The 21,176-nt window shown below is 62.5% G+C and carries 23 protein-coding genes; 9 read left to right on the top strand and 14 right to left on the bottom strand.

From position 1 onward, the window contains the following. Nucleotides 1–44: 44 nt before the first annotated feature. The 10 genes from nqrM to C7I36_RS05070 all read right to left on the bottom strand — a co-directional run bounded on the left by nqrM (nucleotide 45) and on the right by C7I36_RS05070 (nucleotide 8,471). The gene (nqrM, locus tag C7I36_RS05115; protein WP_106452657.1) at nucleotides 45–269 is read right to left on the bottom strand and encodes a (Na+)-NQR maturation NqrM; all 225 of its coding nucleotides are present in this window, start codon (nucleotides 267–269) and stop codon (nucleotides 45–47) included. Nucleotide 270: 1 nt separating this feature from the next. Beyond that, a complete protein-coding gene (locus C7I36_RS05110) occupies nucleotides 271–1,305 on the bottom strand; it encodes an FAD:protein FMN transferase (protein ID WP_106452656.1) in 1,035 nt (344 codons plus the stop codon). A gap of 20 nt (nucleotides 1,306–1,325) precedes the next feature. Beyond that, entirely contained in the window at nucleotides 1,326–2,549 is a 1,224-nt protein-coding gene (gene nqrF, locus C7I36_RS05105) for an NADH:ubiquinone reductase (Na(+)-transporting) subunit F (protein ID WP_106452655.1), read from the bottom strand. Nucleotides 2,550–2,575: 26 nt separating this feature from the next. Further along, complete coding sequence (gene nqrE, locus C7I36_RS05100) at nucleotides 2,576–3,172, bottom strand: NADH:ubiquinone reductase (Na(+)-transporting) subunit E (RefSeq protein ID WP_106452654.1); 597 nt, start codon at nucleotides 3,170–3,172, stop codon at nucleotides 2,576–2,578. Between the two features lies 1 nt (nucleotide 3,173). Further along, a complete protein-coding gene (locus C7I36_RS05095; RefSeq protein ID WP_106452653.1) occupies nucleotides 3,174–3,806 on the bottom strand; it encodes an NADH:ubiquinone reductase (Na(+)-transporting) subunit D in 633 nt (210 codons plus the stop codon). Further along, nucleotides 3,799–4,569, bottom strand: coding sequence for a Na(+)-translocating NADH-quinone reductase subunit C (locus tag C7I36_RS05090; protein WP_106452652.1), 771 nt, complete (start codon nucleotides 4,567–4,569; stop codon nucleotides 3,799–3,801). Before C7I36_RS05090 ends, C7I36_RS05095 begins: the two co-directional genes overlap by 8 nt. Next, nucleotides 4,562–5,800, bottom strand: a complete 1,239-nt coding sequence (locus tag C7I36_RS05085) for an NADH:ubiquinone reductase (Na(+)-transporting) subunit B (RefSeq protein WP_106452651.1) — start codon at nucleotides 5,798–5,800, stop codon at nucleotides 4,562–4,564. The genes C7I36_RS05090 and C7I36_RS05085 overlap by 8 nt, the downstream gene beginning before the upstream one ends. A 5-nt stretch (nucleotides 5,801–5,805) precedes the next feature. Beyond that, complete coding sequence (locus tag C7I36_RS05080; protein WP_106452650.1) at nucleotides 5,806–7,149, bottom strand: Na(+)-translocating NADH-quinone reductase subunit A; 1,344 nt, start codon at nucleotides 7,147–7,149, stop codon at nucleotides 5,806–5,808. Between the two features lie 361 nt (nucleotides 7,150–7,510). Continuing rightward, nucleotides 7,511–7,828 carry a BolA family protein gene (locus C7I36_RS05075; RefSeq protein WP_106452649.1) on the bottom strand — a complete coding sequence of 106 codons (318 nt, stop codon included), beginning with the start codon at nucleotides 7,826–7,828 and terminating at the stop codon, nucleotides 7,511–7,513. Nucleotides 7,829–7,883: 55 nt separating this feature from the next. Continuing rightward, nucleotides 7,884–8,471: an alpha-ketoglutarate-dependent dioxygenase AlkB family protein gene (locus C7I36_RS05070; RefSeq protein WP_106452648.1), complete on the bottom strand. Its 588-nt coding sequence runs from the start codon at nucleotides 8,469–8,471 to the stop codon at nucleotides 7,884–7,886. 60 nt (nucleotides 8,472–8,531) lie between these two features. Between C7I36_RS05070 and C7I36_RS05065 the strand changes: the two genes are divergently transcribed. The 5 genes from C7I36_RS05065 to C7I36_RS05045 all read left to right on the top strand — a co-directional run bounded on the left by C7I36_RS05065 (nucleotide 8,532) and on the right by C7I36_RS05045 (nucleotide 13,174). Beyond that, on the top strand, nucleotides 8,532–9,668 hold the full coding sequence (locus C7I36_RS05065) for a methyltransferase (RefSeq protein ID WP_106452647.1): 1,137 nt from the start codon (nucleotides 8,532–8,534) through the stop codon (nucleotides 9,666–9,668). Nucleotides 9,669–9,680: 12 nt separating this feature from the next. Continuing rightward, a complete protein-coding gene (locus C7I36_RS05060) occupies nucleotides 9,681–10,259 on the top strand; it encodes a YajG family lipoprotein (protein ID WP_106452646.1) in 579 nt (192 codons plus the stop codon). Between the two features lie 4 nt (nucleotides 10,260–10,263). Then, nucleotides 10,264–10,818, top strand: a complete 555-nt coding sequence (locus C7I36_RS05055) for a peptidylprolyl isomerase (protein ID WP_106452645.1) — start codon at nucleotides 10,264–10,266, stop codon at nucleotides 10,816–10,818. A gap of 12 nt (nucleotides 10,819–10,830) precedes the next feature. Beyond that, nucleotides 10,831–12,177: an AmpG family muropeptide MFS transporter gene (locus tag C7I36_RS05050; RefSeq protein ID WP_425445032.1), complete on the top strand. Its 1,347-nt coding sequence runs from the start codon at nucleotides 10,831–10,833 to the stop codon at nucleotides 12,175–12,177. 151 nt (nucleotides 12,178–12,328) lie between these two features. After that, the gene (locus C7I36_RS05045) at nucleotides 12,329–13,174 is read left to right on the top strand and encodes a nucleoside-specific channel-forming Tsx family protein (RefSeq protein WP_106452643.1); all 846 of its coding nucleotides are present in this window, start codon (nucleotides 12,329–12,331) and stop codon (nucleotides 13,172–13,174) included. 32 nt (nucleotides 13,175–13,206) lie between these two features. Here C7I36_RS05045 and C7I36_RS05040 read toward each other — a convergent pair whose 3' ends face one another. Next, complete coding sequence (locus C7I36_RS05040) at nucleotides 13,207–13,689, bottom strand: YajQ family cyclic di-GMP-binding protein (protein ID WP_106452642.1); 483 nt, start codon at nucleotides 13,687–13,689, stop codon at nucleotides 13,207–13,209. 111 nt (nucleotides 13,690–13,800) lie between these two features. On the opposite strand from C7I36_RS05040, the gene C7I36_RS05035 reads away from it, so the two are divergent. After that, a complete protein-coding gene (locus C7I36_RS05035; protein WP_106452641.1) occupies nucleotides 13,801–14,691 on the top strand; it encodes a ketopantoate reductase family protein in 891 nt (296 codons plus the stop codon). Nucleotides 14,692–14,726: 35 nt separating this feature from the next. On the opposite strand, the gene thiI is transcribed toward C7I36_RS05035, so the two are convergent. The 3 genes from thiI to pomA form a co-directional block, all read right to left on the bottom strand. Continuing rightward, complete coding sequence (gene thiI, locus C7I36_RS05030) at nucleotides 14,727–16,175, bottom strand: tRNA uracil 4-sulfurtransferase ThiI (RefSeq protein WP_106452640.1); 1,449 nt, start codon at nucleotides 16,173–16,175, stop codon at nucleotides 14,727–14,729. An 83-nt stretch (nucleotides 16,176–16,258) separates the two neighbouring features. Then, a complete protein-coding gene (locus C7I36_RS05025; protein ID WP_106452748.1) occupies nucleotides 16,259–17,104 on the bottom strand; it encodes a flagellar motor protein MotB in 846 nt (281 codons plus the stop codon). Between the two features lie 51 nt (nucleotides 17,105–17,155). Beyond that, the gene (gene pomA, locus C7I36_RS05020; protein WP_106452639.1) at nucleotides 17,156–17,911 is read right to left on the bottom strand and encodes a flagellar motor protein PomA; all 756 of its coding nucleotides are present in this window, start codon (nucleotides 17,909–17,911) and stop codon (nucleotides 17,156–17,158) included. 215 nt (nucleotides 17,912–18,126) lie between these two features. Here pomA and xseB point away from each other — a divergent pair, with 215 nt between their 5' ends. The 3 genes from xseB to dxs are packed head-to-tail and all read left to right on the top strand — an operon-like array spanning nucleotide 18,127 to nucleotide 21,143. Next, nucleotides 18,127–18,372: an exodeoxyribonuclease VII small subunit gene (gene xseB / locus C7I36_RS05015; protein WP_181256300.1), complete on the top strand. Its 246-nt coding sequence runs from the start codon at nucleotides 18,127–18,129 to the stop codon at nucleotides 18,370–18,372. After that, on the top strand, nucleotides 18,369–19,256 hold the full coding sequence (gene ispA, locus C7I36_RS05010; RefSeq protein ID WP_106452638.1) for a (2E,6E)-farnesyl diphosphate synthase: 888 nt from the start codon (nucleotides 18,369–18,371) through the stop codon (nucleotides 19,254–19,256). The genes xseB and ispA overlap by 4 nt, the downstream gene beginning before the upstream one ends. Before the next feature lie 21 nt (nucleotides 19,257–19,277). Beyond that, nucleotides 19,278–21,143, top strand: a complete 1,866-nt coding sequence (gene dxs / locus C7I36_RS05005) for a 1-deoxy-D-xylulose-5-phosphate synthase (protein ID WP_106452637.1) — start codon at nucleotides 19,278–19,280, stop codon at nucleotides 21,141–21,143. Nucleotides 21,144–21,176: the final 33 nt, after the last annotated feature.

Here is a 21,176-nt window from a genome sequence, read left to right as displayed (position 1 = left end):
TTCGAGCAGCTTATGGCTGACAGCTTACGGCTTATAGCTGTCTTTTAGATAATGCGATTCTCTTCCAGCATCTTGCGGCGGGCTTCTTCCTTGGCCATCTTTTTCTTGCGGTTGTCGCACGGATCGGGACAGTCGCAGGCCTTTTCCACGCCGATGCTGCCCAGACCGCCGCAGGAGCCGGCAATAGTTTTGCGCTGGATGATGTAGCCAATGGCCATGGCGGCAATCACCAGGGCAAAGACTCCGAAGGTAATCAGAAAATACAGCATATCAACCTCTTAGATACTTCTCGAAGGCGCTGGACATATCCACCCTGAAACCGTCGCCCGTCTTGGTAAGCAGATAGACCGCCAGCCCCTGCTCCTCGGCAAACGCCAGTGCTCGTTCCGTTCCCATCACTGTCAGCGCCGTAGCCAGGCCGTCCGCCATCATACAGGATGGGTGGATCACTGTCACCGATGCCAACTGGTGGGTGATCGGCCTGCCGGTGGCCGGATCCAGGGTGTGGGACAGCCGTTTGCCGTCGAGCTCGTAGTAATTGCGGTAATCCCCCGAGGTGGCCACGCTGGTGTTGGCCAACGCCACCACCTGCTGCACCATGCCTTCACCCGGGCCGGGTCGTTCCACCGCAATGCGCCAGTCCTGGCCATGGGCATTAACGCCGCGGGTTCTCACTTCGCCACCGATTTCCACCAGGTGGTTGGTCAGCCCCTGCTCGGAGAGGTATTCAGACACCACATCCACCCCGTAGCCCTTGGCGATGGCCGACAGATCCACATACAGGCCGGTCAGGGATTTTTGCAGAAACTCCCCCTCGGCCCTGATGTGCACGGAAAGGTGTTCCAGCCCGGTTTGCGCCCTGGCCTCCGCCAGCCGCTCGTCACTGGGGATCTCGGTCGGTCTGGCATCGGGACCAAAACCCCACAGGTTGACCAGCGGGCCCACGGTTACGTCCAGGGCGCCCTCGGTCTGCCGCCCCAGCTGCAGGGCCGCCGTCACCACCCGGGCGGTATCCGCCGATACCGCAAAGGGCGTAGCGTCTTCATGCCGATTGAACCGGCTGAGCTCGGAAGTCTTGCGGTAGGTGGACATCTGCTCGTTGACCCGTTCCAGCCTTCGGTCGATTTCCGCCTGCAGCGCATCACGCTGGCCGTCCTCTGCCCCCACTATCTTCACCGAGTAGTAGGTGCCCATGGTATCGCCGGTCAGGTGCAGCTGGGGCCGCTCGGTCGCCGCCGGCTGGCAGGCCGCCAATAAAAAGGCCAGCCCCAGGGGGGCCAGCCAGTTTCGTACAGGAAGTTTCATCAGTGTTTGACCACTATCGTTTAACCACCAAAGTCATCCAGCAGGATGTTGTCGTCTTCCACGCCCAGGTTCTTGAGCATGTTGATCACGGCCGCGTTCATCACGGGCGGACCACACATGTAGTACTCGCAATCCTCGGGCGCGTCGTGATCGCGCAGGTAGTTCTCGTACAGCACGTTGTGGATGAAGCCGGTATAACCGGTCCAGTTGTCACCGGGCTGGGGATCGCTTAGTGCCACATGCCACTTGAAGTTGTCGAACTGCTCCTGCAGGCCGTCGAAGTCTTCCACGTAGAACATCTCGCGCTTGGAACGGGCACCGTACCAGAAGCTGATCTTGCGCTTGGAGTGCAGGCGCTTGAGCTGATCGAAGATGTGTGAACGCATCGGCGCCATACCGGCACCACCACCGATAAACACCATCTCGGCATCGGTGTCCTTGGCGAAGAACTCGCCGAAGGGGCCGGAAATGGTGGCCTTGTCGCCGGGCTTCAGTGACCAGATGTAGGACGACATCTTGCCGGGAGGCGCGCTCCAGTTGCTGGGCGGCGGGGTCGCGATCCGCACGTTCAGCATGATGATGCCTTCTTCTTCCGGGTAGTTGGCCATGGAGTAGGCGCGGATGGTTTCCTCGTCTACCTTGGACTCCAGATCGAAGATCTTGAACTTGTCCCAGTCTTCCCGGTATTCCTCGGGCACGTCGAAGTCCTTGTACTTGACGTGGTGGGGCGGCGCCTCGATCTGGATGTAACCACCGGCACGGAAAGGCACGCTTTCGCCGTTGGGGATCTTGAGCTTGAGTTCCTTGATGAAGGTGGCCTTGTTATCGTTGGAGATAACTTCGCAGTCCCACTTCTTGATGCCGAACACTTCTTCCGGCAGCTCGATCTTCATGTCCTGCTTGACGTTGACCTGGCAGGACAGACGCTCGCCGTGGCGCGCTTCGCGCTTGGAGATGTGATCCAGCTCGGTGGGCAGGATTTCGCCGCCCCCCTCGATCACGCGCACCCGGCACTGGCCGCAGGAGCCACCGCCACCACAGGCAGAAGAGACGAAGATACCGTTGGCGGCCAGGGCGCCCAGCAGCTTGACGCCGGCGCCGGAGGTGATCGCCTTTTCGGGATCGTCGTTGATGCTGATAGTCACATCCCCTTCCGCGACCAGCTTGGACTTGGCAAACAGGATAACGCTTACCAGGACCAGCACGATCACGGTGAACATGACCACGCCTAGAATGATTTCCATCGTTTATTCCTTTTCCGTCACTGGGTTTACAGAGATATGCCAGAGAAAGACATAAAGCCGAGGGCCATCAGGCCGGCGGAGATAAAGGTAATCCCCAGACCGCGCAGCCCGTCGGGCACATCCGCATACTTCATCTTCTCACGCAAACCGGCCAGCAATACGATGGCCAGCATCCAGCCGATACCGGAGCCGAAACCGTATACCACAGACTCGGCAAAGTTGTAGTCACGCTGCACCATGAAGGACACGCCACCGAAGATGGCACAGTTTACGGTGATCAGCGGCAGGAAAATGCCGAGGGCGTTGTACAGCGCCGGGAAGAACTTATCCAGCAGCATTTCGAGGATCTGTACCAGCGCCGCAATTACCCCGATAAAGGTAATGAAGTTCAGGAAGCTCAGATCCACGCCCTCTGCCAGGGCACCGTCCTTCAGAATGAAGTTGTAGATCAGGTTGTTGACCGGCACTGAAATGGTCAGCACCACGGTCACCGCCACCCCCAGACCGAAGGAGGTTTTGACCTTCTTGGACACCGCCAGGAAGGTACACATCCCCAGGAAGAAGGCCAGTGCCAGGTTCTCGATAAAGACGGCACGGACAAACAGACTCAAAAAATGTTCCATGTTACTCCTTCGCCTCCACCTGTTCGGGACGGAAGGTACGCAGTACCCAGATAAAACCACCGATGATGAAGAAGGCGCTCGGCGGCAGCAGCAGCAGGCCGTTGGCCTGGTACCAACCACCGTTCTTGATCAACGGCAGGATTTCGATGCCGAACCAGGTGCCGGAGCCAAACAGCTCACGGATGGTCGCCACCACCAGCAGGATCAGGCCGTAGCCCAGGCCGTTGCCGATACCGTCGAAGAAGGACATCATGGGCGGGCTCTTCATGGCGTAGGCCTCGGCGCGTCCCATCACGATACAGTTGGTGATGATAAGCCCCACAAACACCGACAATTGCTTGGAGATGTCATAGGCATAGGCTTTCAGGATCTGATCCACCACGATAACCAGGGAGGCGATGATCGCCATCTGGGCGATAATCCGCACCGAGTTGGGGATATGGTTGCGGATCAGCGAGATGAACAGGTTGGAAAACGCCGTTACCGCGATCACCGCCAGCGACATGACGAAGGCGGTCTGCATCTGGGAGGTCACCGCCAGGGCCGAGCAAATCCCCAACACCTGCAGGGCGATGGGGTTGTTGCCGATAATGGGCCCGAACAGCACCTTTTTCATTTCAGCTTTATCAGCCATTGTTCAGCTCTCCTTCACGAACCTTGGCCAGGAAAGGACCGAAGCCTTTCTCACCGAGCCAGAATTCAAAGGTATATTGCACGCCGTTGGAGGTCAGGGTGGCGCCGGACAGGCCATCCACGCTGGAAGGCGCTCCCTGGGGAGCTCCGCCTTTCACCACCCGCAGCGCCGGCTGGCCGTTGTCGTCAAACAATTTCTTGCCAACGAACTGGGCACGCCAGGCCGGGTTTTCCACCTCGCCGCCGAGTCCGGGAGTTTCACCCTGCTCGTAGTAGGTGATGCCCTTGATGGTGTTACCGTCGGGCTCGACCGCCACAAAGGCGTACATGGTGGACCACAGCCCCTGGCCGTGCATCGGCAGTATGATGCTTTCCAGTTCGCCGTTCTCGTCCTTGGCCAGGTATACCGGCACAAGGTTGGCGCGGCGGCGGATGCCGGCCGGATCTTCATCCGGGCTCAGGGCGATGCTGGTGGACGGATCCTTGGCGGCATTGCGCTGGTTGTAACCGGCGGCGGCCTGATCGGTGAGTTCACCGGTAGCCAGGTCGAGCAGGCGGGCGTCGATGAAACGCTCGTAGTTTTCCGCCACGTTGGCACGGCCCAGGCCGGCCACTTCCACAATGTTGGTCTGCACGTCCAGCGCCTGGTTACGCTGTTGGGTCGGCTTGAGCAGCACGGCGGCGCCGGATACCACTATGGAACAGACCAGGCAGAGACCGCCGACGATGGCAAAGGTCCTGCCGATAGTTTCTTTCTTAGCCACGGGCCAGCCTCCGTTTGATGTTTGCCTGAACCACAAAGTGGTCGAACAGGGGCGCGAACAGGTTGGCGAACAGAATGGCCAGCATCATGCCTTCGGGGAAGGCCGGGTTGACCACCCGGATCAGCACCACCATGACGCCGATCAGGGCGCCGTACCACCATTTACCCTTGTTGGTAAAGGACGCGGAGACCGGGTCGGTGGCCATGAACATCATGCCGAAGGCGAAGCCGCCCAGTACCAGGTGCCAGTGCCAGGGCATGGAGAACATGGGGTTGGTGTCGGAGCCGATGACGTTGAACAGGGTCGCGGTCAGCACCATGCCGATCATCACGCCGCCCACTATCCGCCAGGAGGCGATGCCCATATAGACGATGAACAGGCCGCCAATCAGGATGGCGAGGGTGGAAACCTCCCCGATGGAGCCCTGAATGTTGCCGACAAAGGCATCCATCCAGCTGATCACGGTGCCGGTGTTGACGTCCATCAGCGCGGCCTGGCCGCCTGCGGCCCACTGGCCCAGGGCGGTGGCGCCGGAGAAACCGTCAACCGCGGTCCATACGGTGTCGCCGGAAATCTCGGCCGGGTAGGCGAAGAACAGGAAGGCCCGTCCCGCCAGAGCGGGGTTGAGGAAGTTCTTGCCGGTGCCGCCAAAGATTTCCTTGGCCATGACCACGCCGAAGGTAATGCCCAGGGCCGCCTGCCACAAGGGCAGGGTGGCGGGCACGATCAGCGCGAACAGCACGGAAGTCACGAAGAAGCCTTCGTTGACCTCGTGCTTGCGCACGGTGGCGAACAGCACTTCCCAGAAACCACCGACCACGAACACGGTCAGGTAGATGGGCAGGAAGTAGGTAGCGCCGAGCAGCAGCTTGCTGCCCCAGCCGGCGCCTTCACCCAGGGTTGCCCCCAGGGCCTGGGCCAGGCCGTAGCGCCAGTTGCCGTCGATGATGCCGGCCAGTTCCGCCGGGCTGTACAGGCTGGAGAGGGCCGCAATGGCCTGGCCGCCGGCGTTGTACATGCCGAAGAACATGGCCGGGAAGGTCGCCAGCCACACCATGATCATGATGCGCTTCAGGTCGATGCTGTCACGCACATGGGAGGCGTTGCGGGTCACCATGCCCGGGGTATAGAGCACGGTCGCCACCGCTTCGTACAGGGCGTAAAACTTTTCGTATTTACCACCCGGCTCGAAATGGTGTTCGATCTTTTCCAGAGTGTGCTTCAAACTCATTTCTCTTAGCCCTCTAGCTCAATCTTGGTCAGACACTGGCGCAGCACCTGGCCGTAATCGTACTTGCCCGGGCACACATAGGTGCACAGTGCCAGATCTTCTTCATCCAGCTCCAGGCAGCCCATGGTCTGGGCGCTGTCGGTGTCGCCGGACAGCAGATCACGCAGCAGCAGGGTCGGCAGTATGTCCAGGGGCATGATGCGCTCATAGTTGCCGATCGGCACCATGGCACGGCTGGAGCCGTTGGTGGTAGTGGTCAGATCGAACAGCTTGCCCTTGGTCAGGTGGCTCAGGTAGGCGCGGGTCACCGAAAACTTGTTGGCGCCCGGCGCCAGCCAGCCCATGAACTCCTTCTCGCGGCCTTCCTTCAGTACGGAAATCTGCAGATGGTAGCGACCCAGGTAGGCATGGGGACCGCTGGCGGTGGTACCGGACAGCACAGAGCCGGAGATCACGCGGTTTTCTCCGTCCTGCAGCTCGCCGGCGGTCAGCTCGTCGAGGGAGGCACCGATACGGGTGCGCAGCAGGCGAGGCTTGTTGACCACGGGACCGCCCAGGGCTACCACGCGATCGGTGTGCAGTTCACCGCTGGTGAACAGCTTGCCGAAGGCAATGACGTCCTGATAGTTGATGTACCACACCACCTTGCCGGGCACGACGGGATCGATAAAGTGGATGTGGGTGCCCGGCAGGCCGGCGGGATGCACGCCGACGAAGACGTGTTCCTTGATGTTGCCGGCGGAGGCCTGGGGCAGACTGCCTTCCCCTTTGCACACATTAACCTGGCCATCGGTCAGCCGGCTCAGCACCTGCAGGCCATCGGTAAACGCCTGGGCGTTTTCCTTGATGATCAGCTCGGCATTGGCACACAGCGGGTTGGTGTCCATGGCGGTCACGAAGATAGAGCGGGGGGACGAACCCACGGCAGGCACCTTGCTGTAAGGGCGGGTGCGCAGGGCAGTCCACATACCGGATTCCACCAGCTGCTCTTGTACGGTTTCACGTTCCAGTTTGGCCAGGTCGGCAGAGCTGTAGCTTTTGAAAGTAATCTGCGCTTCGCTGTCATCGACGGCAATGACCACGGATTGCAGTACACGCTTGGCGCCACGGTTGATTTCAACCACTGTACCGGCGGCGGGAGCTGTGAATTTGACGCCAGGATTCTTCTTGTCTTCGAAGATCACCTGACCCTTCTTGACGCGGTCCTCTACCTTGACATGCATGGTAGGGCGCATTCCCACAAACTCCTCGCCCAGCGTAGCAACACGTTTGATGGCAGGGCCATCGTAGATTACTTGCTCTGGGGCCCCGGCGATTGGGAGGTCCAGTCCTTTTTTAATTGTAATCATACTCACTTGCACTACTTGTTAGGGGAAGACAGGTACTTGCCATGCGGACATGACAACATGCTGATGAGTCGCTACCGGCTTGCCTTTATCGCCCTGACAACAGCACGACTACAGTCCGGTAACATCCAGCCCGATTTAAAAGGCGCGTAATTCTAGCACTTTTAAAGCTGTCGCTGCCATGGCAATCGCTAAAAATTAGCGGCTTCGCCGGCACAATCGGCGCCAGCCGCGCTCCGGCTAGCAAAAATAAGGCCATGATTTTTAAAGCAAGATTATGCTTTGGTGGTAGCCGGTCCGGAAACGGGACCGGTTTGCCCCGCCGGCCTTCATAACAAATTTGCTAATCCGGGATAACAGCCGTTCAGGCCGACACGCCGCCCTTGCCCATGCAGTTGGGGCTGGCGGGCACGCCGCCACGGGCCTGCCACTCGGCCGGGGTCAGGGTATGCAGCGCCAGGGCGTGTACGCCGCCGGCCAGCTCGTCGGCCAGCAGGGTGTTGAGGGTGCGGTGGCGGGCCAGCAGCCGCTGTCCGTCAAAGGCATCACTCACCACCACCAGCTTGAAGTGGGTTTCCGAGCCCGGCTCGACCCGGTGCATATAGCTTTCGTTAATCACTTCCAGGTGCTCGGGCGACAGCGCCGCCCTGACCTTGTGCTCTATGGTGCTTTGCATCGACATGGCATTCTCCTCGCGATGAATCAGGACAGATGACAGGGGCGGCAGCCCGCTACTTTCACCCGGGGTTTCGCCGGCGAAAGGTCAGGTTGATGCGCACTCCCTCGGCCCGGGCCATTCTGGGCAGGGCGTGGCGCCAATGATGCTGCATTTCCCCCGCCATCACCAGCAGGCTGCCGTGCTCCAGTAACAGCTCCCGTTGCTCCCCCGCTTCATGGCGCAGCAAAAAACGCCGGGGTTGCCCCAGGCTGACCGAAGCAATCATGGGGTTGGGGCCCAGCTCCGGCTCGTCGTCAGCGTGCCAGCCCATGCTGTCCTGACCGTGGCGATAGCAATTGAGCAGCACACCGTCAAAGGACTGGCCGCAGATACTTTCCAGCCGGCCGGCCATGGCTTGTACCAAGGGATGCCAGGGCACCTGTCGTCGTTCACGGCCCGAGTAACGGTAGGGCCAGTCGCCCATCCAGCAGGACAACCGGGGCTCGTTCACCTCCTGGCCAAACATCCGCAGCCGGTGCTGCTGCCAGGGAATGTCGTGCGCCAGTGTTGCCTGCCAGCAGTCCGCCTCGGCGCGAAAGGCGTCGGGCCACCACAGCAAGCGCCCCTGGTTCAGTGCCAGCCACTCGGGCCCGGACCACAACCCCATGCTGATTTTCCCCCTTAAACTGGTAAACTGCCGCCCTTTGCAATCATCGGGCATCATTCCATGAATCATCACTTTCCCCTGCCCCAGGGCGGCGAGCTGGAGCTGCACCGCTACCCGCGCCAGGCCCGCCACGGTCTGCAGGCCTGGGAGGCGGCAGACGAATATATCATGAACGAGCTGGCCGCCCTGGACTGGGACCGGACGGCCCCCCTGGTGATTCTCAACGACGCCTTTGGCGCCCTGACCCTGGCCCTGCACCAGTACCGGCCTCACACCGTGACCGACTCGCGCATTGCCGAGCTGGCCCTGGCCGCCAACGCCGCCGACAATCACCTGGCGCCCGACTGGCAGTCGCTCACCAGCCTGGAGGAGCTGCCCGAGGCGCCCGGCCTGGTGCTGATGAAGCTGCCCAAGAGCAACGCCCTGCTGGAGCACCAGCTCGCCGCCATCAGCCGGGTGGCCGGACCCCAGACCCTGATCGTGGCCGGCGCCAAGGCCCGGGACGTGCACAACTCCACCCTCAGGCTGTTTGAGCAGTTCCTCGGCCCCACCCACACCAGCCTGGCCTGGAAAAAAGCCCGGCTGATCTTTGCCCGCCGGGACATGACCCTGGCGCCCTCGCCCGCTCCGGCCCCCCTGAGCTGGAAGCTGGAGGGCAGCGACCTCACCCTGTACAACCATGCCAATGTGTTTTCCCGCGCCAGCCTCGACATCGGCGCCCGCTTTATGCTGGAGCACCTGCCCGCCAACCGGCCGGGCAGGGTGATTGATCTGGGCTGCGGCAACGGCGTGCTGGGGCTGATGCTGCTGGCGCGCAACCCGCAAGCCACCGTCACCTTTGTGGACGAATCCCACATGGCCATTGCCAGCGCGCGGCTGAATGTGGCGCGCAATTTGCCCGAGGCCATGGACCGGGCCCGCTTTATGGTCAATAACTGTCTCGACGGCCTGGCCCCCGACAGCGCCGATCTGGTGCTATGCAATCCGCCCTTTCACCAACAACAGGCCATTACCGATCATATTGCCTGGCAGATGATGACCGACGCCCGCCGGGTGCTGCGCCGGGGCGGCGAGCTGCTGCTGGTGGGCAACCGCCACCTGGATTACCATCACAAGCTCAAGCGGCTGTTCGGCAACCAGCGGCTGGTGGCATCCAACCGCAAATTCGTTATCCTGAAAGCCATCAACACCTTATAAAGGAATACCTGCATGAACGCCATCAAGTGGTTTACCCTCCCCCTGCTGTTGCTGGGCCTGGCCGGTTGCGCCAGCTACTACCCCATCGCGGTCGACGTCAGCCCCTCGGTCGAGGTGGGTGGCGGCGTCTACCGGGGCCAGGCCATCGCCCTCTCCAGCCGGGACGGCAGGGCCAACGACTTCATCATCCAGATTGAGCAACAGGGCAAGTCCCCGGTGGTGGTGGGAGCCGCCAACAACCTCAAGGTGCAGCTGGAGCAGGCCCTGGCCCAGGGGCTCAGCACCCAGGGCGCCTTTATCGAACAGGGTGCCGCTACCCGTATCGACATGGAGCTGCAGGAAGTGCTGGCCCGGGTGATCCGCGGCCACATAAGCTATGACGTGGTCCAGCAACTGCGTCTCCAGCTGACCCTGGAGCGCGGCGGCCGAACCCTGACCAAGCAATATCGCCGCAGTGCCCAGGAGGAATTTCCGGGTCGCCTGCACCCGGAGCTGGACAAGGTGAAGGAAGCCCTCAATAAACAACTGTCGCTGATGGTACAGGACATGCTGGCCGACCGCGACGTGCAGAACTTCATCAACGGAGGCTGACCCCATGGCCCGTCTGTTCCTGTTGCTGGCGGCGCTGTTGTCCGCCGCCACCCACGCCGGCCCCAGGGTCGAACTGATCACCAGCCACGGCACCCTGCAGCTGGAGCTCGATGACCAGGCCGCCCCCGCGACCGTGGCCAACTTTCTGCGTTATGTGGAAGACGGCAGCTACGACGGCAGCCTGTTCCACCGCCTGATCCCCGGCTTTGTGGTGCAGGGCGGCGGTTACGGTGCCGACTATGCTCCCCTGCCCACCTATGATCCGGTGCAGAACGAGTCGGCCAACGGCCTGTCCAACCTGGCCGGTACCCTCGCCATGGCCCGCACCCAGGATCCGGACAGCGCCACTCGCCAGTTTTACATTAACCTGGCCGACAACCGGTCCCTGGATGCAGGCGCCGGGCCCGGCTACACCGTGTTCGGCAGAGTAGTGGAAGGTGAGGAAGTGCTCGCACGCATGGCCGCCGAGCCCACCGGCATCAATGTGCAGTTGCGGGCCCGGGACATGCCCCGCCAGCCCATGGTGCTGCAGCAGGCACGCCGGCTGGATGGGGACTGAGCCATCAAGTCGCTGGCCCTGAAACTGCCGCCAGGCCTGCTGCTTTATACCGAGCGGCGGGTGCAGGTCATGCTGGCGCTGGGGTTTTCCTCCGGCCTGCCGCTGCTGCTGGTGTTCGGCACCCTGTCGTTCTGGCTGCGGGAAGCCGGTGTCAGCCGCACCAGCATCGGCTTTTTCAGCTGGGTGGCGCTGGCCTACGGCGTCAAGTGGCTGTGGTCCCCGCTGGTCGACCGGCTGCCCCTGCCCTGGCTGTCGCGCCGGCTGGGCCGGCGGCGCAGCTGGATGCTGTGCTCCCAGTTGCTGATCATGGCCGCCCTAGCGGGCATGGCCGTATCCGACCCCACCACCCGGCTTTATCCGCTGGCGCTGTTCGCGCTGTTGGTGGCCTTCGCCTCCGCCACCCAGGACATCGTGATCGACGCCTACCGCATCGAATCGGCGCCGGAGCGGCTGCAGGGCGCCCTGGCCGCCGCCTATATGGCCGGCTACCGGCTGGCGATGATCCTGGCCGGCGCCGGGGCGCTGGCCATTGCCGCCTGGGCCGGTTCGGATCTGGGTTACGATGCCGCCGGCTGGCGTGCCGCCTACCTGAGCATGGCGGCCCTGATGCTGGTGGGGGTGCTGACCTGCCTGTTACTGCACGAGCCCGAGGTAGACCTGGCCGCCCAGCAGCAGGCCCAGGCGGAACACAGGCGGGAGCTGGTCGCGCGGGGCTGGCCCCGGCCGGCAGCCGCCCTGCTGGCCTTTCTACAAAGCGCCGTGGTGGCGCCCTTCGCCGAGTTCTTCGGCCGCTTCGGACGCCAGGCACTGCTGATCCTCGGGCTGATCGCCTGTTATCGCATCTCGGATGTGGTGATGGGGGTGATGGCCAATCCCTTTTACGTGGACATGGGTTTCAGCAAGTCGGAAATCGCCACCGTCACCAAGGTATATGGCGTACTGATGACCCTGGTCGGGGCAGCCGTTGGCGGCGTGCTGGTGAACCGGTTCGGCACCCTGCGCATCCTGATGCTGGGCGCCGTGCTGGCGGCCGCCACCAACCTGCTGTTTGCCCTGATGAGCCTGCTCGGCGCCGACGTGCGCCTGCTGACGCTGATCATCTCCCTCGACAACCTGAGCGCCGGCATCGCCACCGCCGCCTTTATCACCTATCTGTCGGGCCTGACCAACCTGGCCTTTTCTGCCACCCAGTACGCCCTGTTCAGCTCGGTGATGATGCTGTTGCCCAAGTTTCTCGCCGGTTTCTCCGGCCTGGTGGTCGACGGCATCGGCTACGCCGGCTTTTTTACCGCCTCCGCCGCCATCGGCCTGCCGGTACTCTGGCTTATCCTGCGGGTCGAGCGCCTGGCCCGGCGCTGACTCTGCAGGCCCTGTCACAAAACTGAAAAGGCGCAATCGTTTGCGGTCTTGCGCCGTTTTTTCACCCGCCTAGACTCCCTTCCACCCTAGGGATTCCTGCCTCGACGATTAAGGAAAACCTTGTCATTTCAAATGAAGAAGAGACAGACAGATGGCTAAGATGCTTACCAACCTGGTCGCCGCCGGCGTGCTGGCCGCCCTCGCCACCCCCGCGGCCCTTGCCGCCAACTACGGCGACGACATCCACAAGAACGACTACAAGTGGCTGCAGTTCAACCTGATGCGCAGCGAAGGCAACAAGATCCCCTTCGGCGCCCAGGACACCACCTACCTGGAAATGGAATTCGGCGGCCGCTCCGGCCTGTTCGATCTCTACGGCTACCTGGACGTGTTCGACATCTTCGACAGCAAGGGCGACGACCGCTACGGCGGCGACAACTTCTTCTTCAAGTTTGCGCCCCGGCTGTCCCTGGATGCCCTGACCAAAACCGATCTGTCCTTCGGCCCGGTGCAGGAGCTGTATATCGCCACCGTCACCAACGTGGCCGACAGCGGCGCCTTCGGCGGCCTGTTCGAGCATTACGTGGGCCTGGGCTCCGACATCCAGGTGCCCTGGTTCGGCAAGATGGGGCTCAACCTCTACGGCCGCTACGTGCGCGAAAACTACGGCGCCCCGGACGAGGGCAAGTGGGACGGCTACATGGTCTCCACCAACTGGTTCAAGCCCTTCCACACCTTCGACAACGGCAGCTTCGTGGCCTACCAGGGCTACCTGGACTACAAGTTCGGCGCCGATACCGTGGGCGGCGTGGCCGGTCGCAGCAGCAATGCCCTGGAATGGTTCAACGGCATCTACTGGCACTCGGAGCGCTATGCCGTGGGTTATGGCGCCAAGGTGTACAACAACATGGCCTTTTATCAGGACGGCAACGGCTCCGGCCTGGAGCAGGACACCTCCGGCCTGGGCCACTACTTCTCCGTCACCTACAAGTTCTGACAAGACAAAGGGGCCATTCGGCCCCTTTCCATTCAATCCCGGAAATTGTTGAACTGCAGCGGCTGCTCCAGCTCCTGCTGGCGCAGCAGGGCCATCACCTGCTGCAGGTCGTCGCGCTTTTTACCGGTCACCCTGAGCTGATCCCCCTGGATCGCCGCCTGCACCTTGATTTTGCTGTCCTTGATGAGCTTGACCAGCTTTTTGGCCAGGGTGCTGTCGATGCCCTGCAGGAAGCTGACATCCTGGTAATAACGCTTGCCCGAATGCACCACCGCGGCCTCATCCAGCACCCGGGTATCTATGTTGCGCTGGATCAGTTTGGCACGCAGTATGTCGAGCATCTGCTGCAGCTGGAACTCCGCCTCGGCGCCCAGCTTGACCTTGCCCTCGCCCAGCTCAAAGCTGGCTTCCACCCCGCGAAAGTCGAAACGGGTGGTCAACTCCCGGTTGGCGTTCTCCACCGCGTTGCGTACTTCATTCATTTCCACTTCGGAGACAATATCAAAAGACGGCATTCTGGACTCCTCCCGGCCGCGCTGCAGATACCGCTGGCAGCGACGACGGTTCACGGCTAACGTATTAGGTTCAAATAGAAGGCGATAATAACAAAGATCCGGGAGAGAGTGATGCGCGAATGGACCATACTGGGGGCCGGTGCCCTGGGCTGCACCCTGGCGGCACTGTTGCGGGAACAGGGCGAACAGGTGGCGCTGCTGCTGTCGGAACGCCACCGCGGCCATCTGCACCCGACCTTCGAATTCATCGCCCTCAACGAGCGGCGCCGCCTGGTCGCCACCCGGCCGCGCTTTGCCCACCAGGCCGCCGACATCCAGTGCCTGGTGGTGATGACCAAGGCCTACCAAGTGCTGGAGGCGCTGGCCGGCCTGGCGGCCTTGCCCCCACAAAGCCCCATAGTGTTGCTGCACAACGGCCTGGGGGTGGCCGAGCAGGTCGCCCGACGCTTTCCCGCCAATCCGCTGCTGGTGGGGGTCACCAGCCACGGGGCCATGAAGGAAGGGGAATGGGTGGTGCGCCACACCGGGCGCGGGGAAACCTGGCTGGGGCCGGCCAACACCGCCGCCCGTGCCCATGCCGGGCTGGCCCGGCCGCTGGCCCGCGCTCTGGGCCACGCCGAGTGGAGCGAGGACATACGCCGGCTGCAGCACCGCAAGCTGTCGATCAACGCCGTGATCAACCCGCTGACCGCCTGCCATCATATCCGCAACGGCCAGTTGCACGAGCCGCGCTTTGCCGAGGTACTGGCCCAGCTGAGCGAGGAAGTACACCAGGTGCTGGCACGGCTCGGCGAAGAAGAAAGCCTGGAGCAGTTCCGCCGCCGGCTGAACGCGGTGATCGAGCTGACCGCCACCAACTACTCCTCCATGCACCAGGACCTGGCCCACGGCAGGAAAACCGAAATCGAGCAGATCACCGGCTACCTGCTCAGCCACGCCGGCACACTACCGATGCCGGTCTGCCGGCAGTTATATAACGAAGTAAAAAGGCTGGGCGGGTGAAAAAGCGGGCAGGCCGCCCGCCCCCCATGGCCGAATTAAGGCCGGTACACCTTTACATTCTCAAAACCCTGCTCCTTGAGCTGTATCGCCTGCAACCGGCTCATGACCCCCCGGGCACAATACAGCAGGTAGGTTTTGTCCGGGTCCAGCTCGCCGAACTGGTGCGCCAGGCGGAAAAACGGCAGGTGCACCACCTCCCGGCCCTCGACCACCAGTGGCGCCAGCTCTTCTTCCTCGGGCGCGCGGATATCAAGGATCACCTCCCGCTCGCCGGCCTGTTCGCTGAATTCCACTTCCGGCAGCGACCATACCCGGCCCAGATCCCGCACATCTTCCACAAAGGACGCCTGGATGGCGGTGTCGAGCACCCCGAAATCGAAGCGGGCCTCTTCCTGCTCGACCCGGGACAGGTCCGCCTTGATGGTCGGCTTTTGGGAAATGACGCCGCAGTACTCGGGCATCTTTTCCGCAAAGGGAGCGGTACCGATGGTCCTGGCCTGATCGATGATCTCCTGCTTGTCGCTGGCGATCAGCGGGCGCAGTATCAGGGTGTCGGTAACCCGGTCGATGACATTGAGATTGGTGACCGTCTGGCTCGACACCTGGCCCATGGACTCGCCGGTCACCAGGGCGTTGATCGCCAGCTTTTCCGCCACGGCGGCGCCGGCACGCATCATCATGCGCTTGAGCACCACGCCCATGTGGCCCTTGTCTATCTTGTCCAGGATCTCGGTCACCACCCCCTCGAAGGGCACCGAAATAAATTTGACCCGGTGCGAGGCACCGTATTTCTGCCACAGGTAATGCACCACCTCGCGCACCCCGGCCTCGTGCTCGCGCCCGCCCAGATTGAAAAAGCAGTAGTGCACCCGGCTGCCGCGCTTGATGAACTGGAATGATGCCACACCCGAATCGTAGCCACCGGACATCAGGCTGAGCACGCTCTCCTGGGTGGCGATGGGAAAGCCGCCCAGGCCCGCGTGTTGCTCACTCACCAGGTACAGCCGGTCGCCATCCAGCTCCAGGTTGACCTGCACATCGGGCTGTTTGAGTTTCACGCCGCCGGTCTCGCAGCGCTGGTTAAGGCCGCCGCCGACATAACGCTCCACATCCAGCGAGCTGAACGACTGCTGGCCCCGGCGCTTGGCGCGTACGCAGAAGGTCTTGCCTGCCAGTGCCTCGCCGAACATGGCCTGGGTGTGAGTCAGGATGTCGTCGAGGGAGTCGACCCTGAATTCCTTGACCTCCAGGAACGACTGGATGCCGGGAATGCACGACAGCGCCGCCACCATGGCTGCACGGTGTTCGTCGGTAAAGATGTTGCTGCGCACGATCAGCTTGTCCCAGTCGGCGCGGATCTTGATGTGTTCATCCAGGGGCTTGAGCACATTGCGGATATTGCCTTGCAGGATTTTACTCATGCGCTGGCGCACCGACTTGCTCTTGATGGTGATTTCCGGATGGAGCTTGATAATAAATTTCATGATTCGGGACGCCCGGGACAACAAAAACGAAAGCCCGGCATTATACACAACGCCGGGCCCGCGGTTAAAACAATAGCGATTTTTTAGGGGGCGACTACGTCGAGGGGATCCGTGTAGCTGGGTTTGCCCTGGGAAATGGTGATCTCAACCCGCCGGTTGCGGCTGCGGTTGGCGGCAGTGTCGTTGGGCACCAGCGGCCGGGTATCGGCCAGGCCCACCACCACCATGCGGCTGTCGTCAAAACCGTCCACCCGCAGCAGTTGATCGGCCACCGCCAGCGCCCGCTGGGTGGACAGCTCCCAGTTGGAGCGGAACAGCTCGTTGCTGCTGCGGATATCGTCGGAATGGCCGGACACCAGGATTTCGCCGGGCAGATCCTTGACCAGGGCGCCAATCTGGCGCACCACCGGCCAGAACTGGGGCTGCAGGAAGGAAGAGCCCGCCGGGAAGGAGGCATTCTCCTTGATGCGGATAATAATCTGCTGGCCCAGCACCTCGATTTCCAGGGCATCCTGCTGGATGGCACTGCTCAGCTCCTGGGCCAGCTCCTGGGCCACGCTCAGGGTCTGGGGATCGGTCTGGGGGATTTCCGGCTGCTCGCTGCCGCTCAGGTTGCCCTGCTCCCGATTCTGGCCGGCAGCGCGCTCTTCCTGGCCGGCCTGAAACTCCAGCTCGGTCAGGGTGGAGTCGGTGGTGTGTTGCATCACGGTGTCGATGGGCGTGGGCTCGGGCCGGCCGGGGCGAAACTCCAGCGCAATCACCGAGGTGCCCTTGGGGATTTCGGTCACCTCCAGCTGGTTCTGTACCCCGAAGGCGTATTTCATGCTGCCGGCAATTTGCTTGAACTTGAGCACGTCCATTTCGGCAAAGGCCAGCAGCAGCACGAAAAAGCTCATCAGTATGGTGGCCAGATCGGCGAAGGTGGTCATCCAGGCAGGGGCGCCGGAGACCGATTGCTGCTTTTTCTTCTTGCCGCTCACCTACTCCTCCTTGGGACGCTTGGCATCGGCCAGGTAGTTCTCCAGCAGGCTTTGCATCACCCGCGGATTCTGTCCGTCCTGAATGCTCATGATGGCGTCGAGGATCAGCGTGCGGTTAAGGCGCTCTTCCCCCGAGCGCAGTTCCAGTTTGTCGGCAATGGGCAGCGCCACCATGTTGGCCAGGATGGCGCCGTACAGGGTGGTGAGCAGGGCAATGGCCATGGCCGGGCCGATGGCCTTGGGATCGTCCATGTTGGCCAGCATGGCCACCAGGCCGATCAGGGTGCCTATCATGCCCATGGCCGGAGCCACATCCCCCAGGGCCCGAAAGATCCTGGCCCCCTGCTCCTGACGCTCGGCGTTGAGATCGATGTCCTTTTCAAGCGCCGCCTTCACCACCCCCTGATCGTGGCCGTCCACCAGCATGTTGACCGCCTTTTGCAGAAAGGGGTTGGTGATCTCCGCCTCCTCCAGCGCCAGAAAACCGCCCTTGCGCGCCGCATCGGCCAGCTGCACCACCCGCTCGATCAGCTCCTCGGGCTTTTCCAGCTTGAATATAAAGGCCTTGCCCGCCACCTTGGCGGCGCCCAGAAACTGGCCCAGGTTGAACTTCATCATGACCACAAACAATGAGCCGACCAACACAATGAAAATGGACGGCACATCCACATACATGGTGATGCCGCCACCCAGAACCATCGCCATGGCGATGAATGCCAGTCCACCGATCAATCCGATTAGTGTTGCCAGATCCAAAACAGGGTCCTCATTGTTATTGCGGGCAAAAACAGCACCGATGATACCTTGTTGAGACTCACGTTGTCGCTCCTGATATTATCGGCAGGGTCCAATTTTTTTTTAGCCCGCCGAAGAGCGGAGAGGCGGGCGGCAACGCTATACCTTTCGCCAAAGGCCCGGCGGCGGTGTTAGTATTGCACCCGATTTTGCACACCAAACGACAGAGGATCCCCGTGGCGACCAAAAAACCGGAAAACATGGATTTTGAAAGCGCCCTGGCCGAGCTGGAAAGCCTGGTCGGCCAGCTGGAGCAGGGCGAGCTGAGCCTGGAACAGGCGCTCAAGTCATTCGAACGGGGAGTCCAGCTGGTCCGCGCCGGCCAGCAGCGCCTGGACCAGGCCGAACAGCAGGTACGGATCCTGATGCAGGACGGCGCCACCCTGGCCCCCTTCGCCCCGTCCGGGGAGGATGCCCAGTGATCCCGATACAGCAGCATTACGCCCGGCGGACCGACGATACCCTGCGCCGGGCCATCGCCCGGTTCGACCGGCTGGCCCCCGAGTTGCGGGAAGCCATGGAATACGGCCTGATGCAGGGCGGTAAACGGGTCCGCCCCATGCTGGTGTACGCCAGCGCCGACCTGCTCGGCGCCGGCCAGAGCCCGGTGGCGGACGCGGCGGCGGCGGCAGTCGAGTGCATTCACGCCTATTCCCTTATCCACGACGACTTGCCGGCGATGGACGACGACGATCTGCGCCGGGGCCAGCCTACGGTGCACAAGGCCTTTGACGAAGCCACCGCCATCCTCGCCGGCGACGCCCTGCAGACCCTGGCCTTCGAACTGCTCGCCGAACAGCCGGAAAACGCCGCCGACACCGGCCGCCGGCTGCGCATGGTACAGGAGCTGGCCCGGGCCAGCGGCTATGGCGGCATGTGCGGCGGCCAGGCACTGGATATCCGCCACGAGGGCAAGGCCATCGACCGCGAGACCCTGGAGCGGATTCACCGGCACAAGACCGGTGCACTGATCCGCGCCGCCGTGCGCCTGGGCGCCTTGTGCTCCCCCACCCTGCAGGAAGCCGAGCTGGCGGCCCTCAGCCGCTATGCCGAGGCCATTGGCCTGGCCTTCCAGGTGCAGGACGATATCCTCGATATCACCGCCGACACCGCCACCCTGGGCAAGACCCAGGGCAAGGACCTGGTCCAGCAAAAAAGCACCTATCCCGCCCTGCTCGGGCTGGACGGTGCCCGCCGGCTGGCCGAGTCGCTCTACCAGGACGCCCTGGCGGCGCTGGCCGAACTCCCCTACCCAACTCACACACTGGAAGCCTTCGCCCGCTACATCGTCAAGCGCGAGTACTGAGGCGAGCACAACGACAAGCCTATGAGTCTGAACATTGCCGATTACCCGACCCTGGCGCTGGCCAACCTGCCGGAAGAGCTGCGCAGCCTGCCCCAGGACAGGCTGCCCGCCCTGTGCGAGGAGCTGAGATCCTATTTGCTGCACTCGGTCAGCCGCAGCAGCGGCCACCTGGCCTCGGGGCTGGGCGTGGTGGAGCTGACGGTGGCGCTGCATTATGTGTACAAGACCCCCTTCGACCGCCTGGTGTGGGACGTGGGCCACCAGGCCTACCCCCACAAGATCCTCACCGGCCGGCGCGAGCGCATGGGCAGCATCCGCCAGTACCAGGGCCTGCATCCCTTCCCCTGGCGGGAAGAAAGCGAATACGACACCCTGTCGGTGGGCCACTCCAGCACCAGCATCGGCGCGGCGCTGGGCATGGCCATTGCCGCCGACGAGGAAAAGCAGAACCGCAAGGTGGTGGCGGTGATCGGCGACGGCGCCCTGACCGCCGGCATGGCCTTTGAGGCCCTGAACCACGCCGGCGATCTGCACAAAGACCTGCTGGTGGTGCTGAACGACAACGAAATGTCCATTTCCGAGAACGTGGGCGCGCTCAACAACCACCTGGCCCGCATCATGTCCGGCTCGCTGTACAGCACCTTGCGCGAGGGCGGCAAAAAGGCGCTGGAAATATTGCCGCCGCTGAAGGAGCTGGCCCGGCGCACCGAAGAGCACCTGAAAGGCATGGTGGTACCCGGCACCCTGTTCGAGGAATTCGGCTTCAACTACGTGGGCCCCATCGACGGCCACGACATCAATACCCTGGTGGACACCCTGCGCAACATGCGCAAGCTCAAGGGGCCCCAGTTCCTGCACGTGATGACCCGCAAGGGCAAGGGCTACCTGCCTGCCGAACAAGACCCTATTGGCTACCACGGTGTGCCCAAATTCGATCCGGCCACCAACAGCCTGCCCAAAAGCGCCCCCGCCAGCCCCAGTTTCTCCGCCATTTTCGGCAACTGGCTGTGCGATATGGCCCGCGACTGCAACAAGCTGATGGCCATTACCCCGGCCATGCGCGAAGGCTCGGGCCTGGTGCGCTTCTCCCGGGAATTTCCCAAACGCTACTTCGACGTGGCCATTGCCGAGCAGCATGCCGTGACCCTGGCCGCGGGCCTGGCCATTGAAGGCAAAAAGCCGGTGGTGGCCATTTACTCCACCTTTTTGCAGCGCGCCTACGATCAGCTGATCCACGATGTGGCGCTGCAAAACCTGGACGTGCTGTTTGCCATCGACCGCGCCGGCATTGTGGGCGCCGACGGCCCCACTCACCAGGGCGCCTTTGACTTGAGCTTTATGCGCACCGTGCCCAACATGGTGATCATGACCCCGGCGGACGAAAACGAATGCCGGCAAATGCTCTACACCGGCTATATGCACCCCGGCCCCGCCGCCGTGCGCTACCCCCGCGGCAGCGGCCGGGGGGCGGAGATCGACGCCACCATGACCGCCCTGGAGCTTGGCAAGGGCCGGCACCTGCGCCAGGGCGAACGCGTCGCATTGCTCAACTTTGGCACCCTGCTGCCTGCCGCCGAAGCCGCCGCCGAGGCCTTGAATGCCACCCTGGTGGACATGCGCTTTGTGAAACCCCTGGACGAAGCCCTGGTGCTGGCGCTGGCGGATGAGCACGAGCTGCTGGTGACGGTGGAAGAAAACGCCATTATGGGCGGCGCCGGCTCGGCGGTGAACGAGTGCCTGATGCGCCATAAAAAGCCGGTGCCGGTGCTGAATTTGGGCTTGCCCGACTACTTTATCGAGCAGGGCAGCCAGCAGCAGATTTGGGCCAAGCTGGGCCTGGATGCCGACGGCATTACCCAGGCGGTACAGGACTATCTGGCCCGCTGAGGTTCTTTGGAGCGCGGGCAACCTGCCCGCCTA

This window comes from Zobellella taiwanensis, assembly GCF_003012795.1.
Taxonomy (GTDB): domain Bacteria; phylum Pseudomonadota; class Gammaproteobacteria; order Enterobacterales; family Aeromonadaceae; genus Oceanimonas; species Oceanimonas taiwanensis.
The sequence above is the reverse complement of the archived record's forward strand: the minus strand, read 5'-3'. Positions and strand labels throughout refer to the sequence as shown.